Raw genomic sequence first — 4596 nt, forward strand, 5'->3', positions numbered from 1 at the left:
CATTCAGTAATGATTGAAACCAGATGATGCGACGTGATTGTTCAGTGAAGTTTGAGTAACTAACTAAATTTCATAAAACTGCTTGTGCCAAATTTGTGCCAGGCTTTTCCAGAGCACGGTCGGCAGTAAATCGCCCGAACTTCCGAATGATCTGTGTTTTTTCGTTTGACGATCAAAATTTTCTGCGGTCTGATCTTCCGGAAGGACTGATTCAATTGATCGGACAGTGTCTGGAAAAGAAGCGCGAACGTCGCAGACAAACGGCAAAGGAAATTCGGCAGGAACTCGAAGTGTTACGGCGCAAATTCGTCCCGGAATTTTTGTTTCGCAAACGTCTGAGAAGAGTATCTCCGGGTTTGGTGGGCGACCCGCAATTACGGTTCTTCCTTTCGACAATCTTACGCGCGATCCGGAACAAGAATATTTTGTGGATGGTCTTGCCGAAGATTTGATTACGCGCCTTTCTTTGTGGAGATCTTTTCCTGTGATCGCGCGAAATTCCAGTTTTATTTACAAAGGAAAATCAGTTGATGTAAAACAGGTGGCTTCCGATCTAGGAGTGCGTTACGTTGTGGAAGGAAGCGTGCGGAACTCCGGCAACCGTGTGCGAATTGCAGCACAACTGATTGATGCGACTTCCGGCGAACACGTATGGGCAAAACATACGATCGCGAACTAAAGGATGTTTTCGCTGTACAGGATGAAATCAGTGAGGCGATTGCTGCATCGCTCGCGAGTGATTTGCAGCGCGCGGAACACGTTCGTGCCTCGCGCCGGGACCCTGAGAATCTCGAAGCATGGAGTTTGTATCAACGCGCCACATGACGCACATGATTGGAGAGCCACCGGAGCAAAGCATAGAACTGGTGAAACGTGCTATGCGTTTGAGTCCGCATGATCCGATGGAATGGGTGTTTTACGATGCACTTGGTGGAGCCTATTGGAATGCAGGACAATATGAAGAAGGAGTCCATGTCAGCAAGCGGCTGAATTGCTCTTCTCCCTGATTGCTATTTTGGATATATTTGGGCCGCTCTCAATCTCACAGGACTGGGCAAAATCGAAGAAGCGAGAGACGTAATCCGTCAAGCGAAAATCGTACAACCTGCATTGTCCCTTCCTCTTTTGCGAAAAGGCCCTGGCGCAATGTCAGCGGATGTGGACCGAAGAATGTCCGACGCTTTGGTCGAACCTGGCATCGCGGAGCAATAACGATTCTCGTCATTTCAGAGCGATCGAACTTCAGGTGATAAGACCCCATCATTGCCAATCAACGAGGCGAGGAATGGAACCTGCAATGAGTACGACCCCCGCGGGTGGCGCATTATTATTTCACCAAGCGCAACTGTCGTGTAGTAGCGCAACTTGTATCCAGGGATCGCTGCGGATCGGTAAGGAATTGGCGCCCTAATTCCAGGGCACACCGCCTGTACGGATACTCTTCCGGTGAATAATTATATGTTCGTATATAAAACTGAACGTGCCCGGCATTGCTGAAGACGACGTGCCTTGCGTTGGCATAGATCATCTCGATCTTGTAGCCTGCAAGTCCTGACAGGGTTGGATCCAATTCCCCGGTGAAAGCGAGGATCGGTCCGTCATAATATATGCGAGTGTTTTCGATCGGGTCTGCTTGCCCCGCAGGCCACAACGCGCACGCCTTGAATCTTTCATGCATGCCGTCTTGTCCGAACAAAGCACGGACGATGTCGGATTTGGCCGCCGCTTGCTCATATTCCTCCACGGTTTCGAACACCTTCTCTTCGTGGCAATCGATCGAGAGGTTCTGTCCAGTGGTCCACTTTCCCTGGTCCGGTAAGGTCGGAGGCGCTGGCGTGTCCTTTGTCATTTGTTCCTCGATCTGAACCATGAGCTTGCCGTCGCCACGAGCTGCGGCATCCGCGTAAGCGAGCACGGTCTGTACGCGTTGTTCAAAAGTCGGAACGGCGCCGCCATATAAACTGTTTTGAAGGAAGCTCGTCACCCTCCAATCGTCGAACCGCTCCTTCCCCACTTCTAACGGCTGCTGCCGGAGCTTGGGAAGCGCGGCCAGGAACCGGCTTCTCAGTTGCGGATACTTGGACGCGCAGTCCGCATCTGCCGTGCATTTCCAGAATATTTTGTTCAGTACGACCTCTGCACCATGAAGATCTTCGACGACCTCCTGGTCTTCAGGCAAATAGGGACCGTCGACAAGTACGGACCGGACGCTCGAGGGATAGTAGCGCGCCACGGTGAACGCGAGCCTGGCGCCGTAGGAGGCTCCCCAAACATTCCATTGCTTCACGCCCAATGCTTTTCTGAGCGCTTCCATGTCTCTGGAAATACGTGCACTGTTGTACTGAGAAAGATCCACACCTTGCTTTACGAATTGGTCTCTGCAAGTCTTCACCCTCTTAAACCAATCTTCTTCTTCGGGGCAACGGAGTGCCGGAGTGGATCGGCCGCCGCCTCTTTGGTCAAAGAACACCCAGTCCCGATCGACAACAATCTCACGGATGGCTGGAACTGTGACCAGTGTCTCTACGTGTACAAGGCTCGGTGATCCGGGCCCTCCGCTCAGGAAAATGACGGCGTTTTGCGGATCTATCTTGCGCTCAGGGCTGATGACCATGAAGGCAACTTCTATGGATCGACCTTTTGGATCATCGTAATTTTCAGGCACCTTCAGTTGGCCGCAAGTGACCGGAAGCAGCGCTTTCTTCGTATCGAAGGGGCAGTCCACCTTCTTCCACGAAGACGGGCTTGTATTTGGCTGAGGTGTTTCGCCAAAAACCACGATTGGTTGAGCGAGAAAGCAAAGTCCTCCAAGAACGCCTAGTAGAAATCTCACCATAATTATTCCTCCGTGAGAGCAATGCTGAACATAACATGCCGAAACAGCTTCTGTCTTGAAATAAATAAGCATTGTGGAATAAACCTAACTTTTTGAATCGTTCAAAAAAATCGTGTAAAACAGTGTAAACGTTTTATCGAAAACTCGAGTCGTACTTAGAAAGTTTAACCGCCAAGACGCGGAGAACGCCAAGATAGGAAAAAGTTTTAAAACTTGGCGCACTTGGCGGTTAAAGCGGAGGTCTGATGAACCCACGTGATATCATCAGGAGCGCCAAAATCTCAAGCCTTCTTTTGCAGGAAATCCAATTCCCTGCAAAGAGCAGCATTCCAATGCACTCTCATCCTTCTGCGCTCTTTTGTATTTCCTTGAGCGGATCATGCGTAGAAGTTTATGGGAATCAGCTCCGGGAGTATCAGCCGTTTACGTTGGAATATCTTCCGATGGATCATCCTCATTCGCTGAAAGTGCCACTAATGAACCTTCGTGCCTTCAGTGTTGAGATTCCGCCTTCCTGGTTGGACAGAATTCGGGAATATTCATTGATCGTAGATCAGTGTGTTTATACGCATCGAGGATTGCTGGGGGGCCTTTTTATGAATCTCTATAAGGAATTTCGCGAAATGGATACGGCTTCTCCGGTGGCCATTGAAGGCGTCGCACTCGAAATGCTCGCAGAAGCTTCCCGCTCCCGCAAGGTGATTGTGGATCGTCAGCCACCCCCCTGGTTGAAACAAGCACTCGATCTTCTGCAAGAGCGCTTTTCAGATCATTTGACTATCACCGAAATTGCAACCACAGTCGGCATTCACCCGGTCCACCTGACGCGTGAATTCCGGAAATTTCATCGCTGCACGATCGGAGACTACATTCGTAAACTTCGGATCGAGCAGGCGTGTAACGCGCTTGCGCATTCGGACTCTTCGCTGGCACAAATTGCTCTTTCGGCTGGATTTTCAGATCACAGTCACTTTTCCAGAATCTTCAAACGATTCATGCGAGTCACTCCAACACAGTATCGCGCTGCATCCTGCCCGCGCAAATTGAATTCTTGAAAGATCGGAAGCACATCATTTTTCAGGAGCTTCTGCCTCTGCGACGCGCGCATGGGATTGCGAAAGTTTTTCAATATTCTTCTGGAAGAGCATTTCGGCGAGATCGCCAAGTAACATGGCAACCATTCCCCCAAGTTTCACTTGCATCTGAGTTCTAACCACAGTTCCATCGTTGGATGTTTCCAGGGTGGTCGTTCGAATCGATCCTTCCATCGGACCATCTTTGAAATACCGGATATAACGATGCGGAGGTTCCAAAACCGTTTCAATGGTGGCCTGTTGTTTTCCGGCCATTGTTTTGATTACTTCTTCTGTCATGACTCGATTGCCTTCCCGCTGAACCTTCACGCTTTCATAAGTTTCGGGATAAAGCTGCGGCCAGTGCTCGAAGTCGGTCCAGACCTCAAAGACTTTTTTGGCGGAGGCCTTCACAAAGATCTCATGATTGAGTTCAAATTCTTTCATGATTTACTCCGGTATTGGAAATGCAAATGCAAATGTGTACGTTATCAGGACAATTCCTATGCGGTGAAGTCGATGAACCCGGGATTCAAAACGCCGTTCGGATCATATTTCTTCTTCATTCGTTTCATTTCGCTCCAGCTTGTATCGTAGTGTTCCTTCCATTTCCTTTGATCAAACTGGACCAGGCCCGAAAGGTAGCGCTTGCCACCGAGTGCTTCACTCAATTCGCTTGCCATGTTC

5 protein-coding genes and 1 pseudogene are annotated in these 4596 nt (G+C 49.7%); 3 read left to right on the top strand and 3 right to left on the bottom strand.

Annotation, left to right across the window (positions count from 1 at the left end; translation table 11 throughout):
* The first annotated feature begins 367 nt into the window (after positions 1 to 367).
* Together L0156_09480 and L0156_09485 are read left to right on the top strand one after the other, a co-directional pair.
* Positions 368 to 822, top strand: a pseudogene (locus tag L0156_09480) (adenylate/guanylate cyclase domain-containing protein).
* Positions 798 to 1007: a hypothetical protein gene (locus tag L0156_09485; protein ID MCI0603233.1), complete on the top strand. Its 210-nt coding sequence runs from the start codon at positions 798 to 800 to the stop codon at positions 1005 to 1007. The pseudogene L0156_09480 and the gene L0156_09485 overlap by 25 nt, the downstream one beginning before the upstream one ends.
* Before the next feature lie 320 nt (positions 1008 to 1327).
* Here the strand turns inward: L0156_09485 and L0156_09490 are convergent, their stop codons facing one another.
* Complete coding sequence (locus L0156_09490) at positions 1328 to 2836, bottom strand: alpha/beta hydrolase (GenBank protein MCI0603234.1); 1509 nt, start codon at positions 2834 to 2836, stop codon at positions 1328 to 1330.
* A gap of 245 nt (positions 2837 to 3081) precedes the next feature.
* Between L0156_09490 and L0156_09495 the strand changes: the two genes are divergently transcribed.
* The gene (locus L0156_09495) at positions 3082 to 3891 is read left to right on the top strand and encodes an AraC family transcriptional regulator (GenBank protein ID MCI0603235.1); all 810 of its coding nucleotides are present in this window, start codon (positions 3082 to 3084) and stop codon (positions 3889 to 3891) included.
* A gap of 15 nt (positions 3892 to 3906) precedes the next feature.
* On the opposite strand, the gene L0156_09500 is transcribed toward L0156_09495, so the two are convergent.
* Positions 3907 to 4356, bottom strand: coding sequence for an SRPBCC family protein (locus L0156_09500; GenBank protein ID MCI0603236.1), 450 nt, complete (start codon positions 4354 to 4356; stop codon positions 3907 to 3909).
* Between the two features lie 56 nt (positions 4357 to 4412).
* Positions 4413 to 4596, bottom strand: a 184-nt coding sequence (locus L0156_09505) for an FAD-binding protein (GenBank protein MCI0603237.1), incomplete at its 5' end; no start/stop codon positions are given.

Source organism: bacterium, assembly GCA_022616075.1.
Lineage (GTDB): Bacteria > Acidobacteriota > HRBIN11 > JAKEFK01 > JAKEFK01 > JAKEFK01.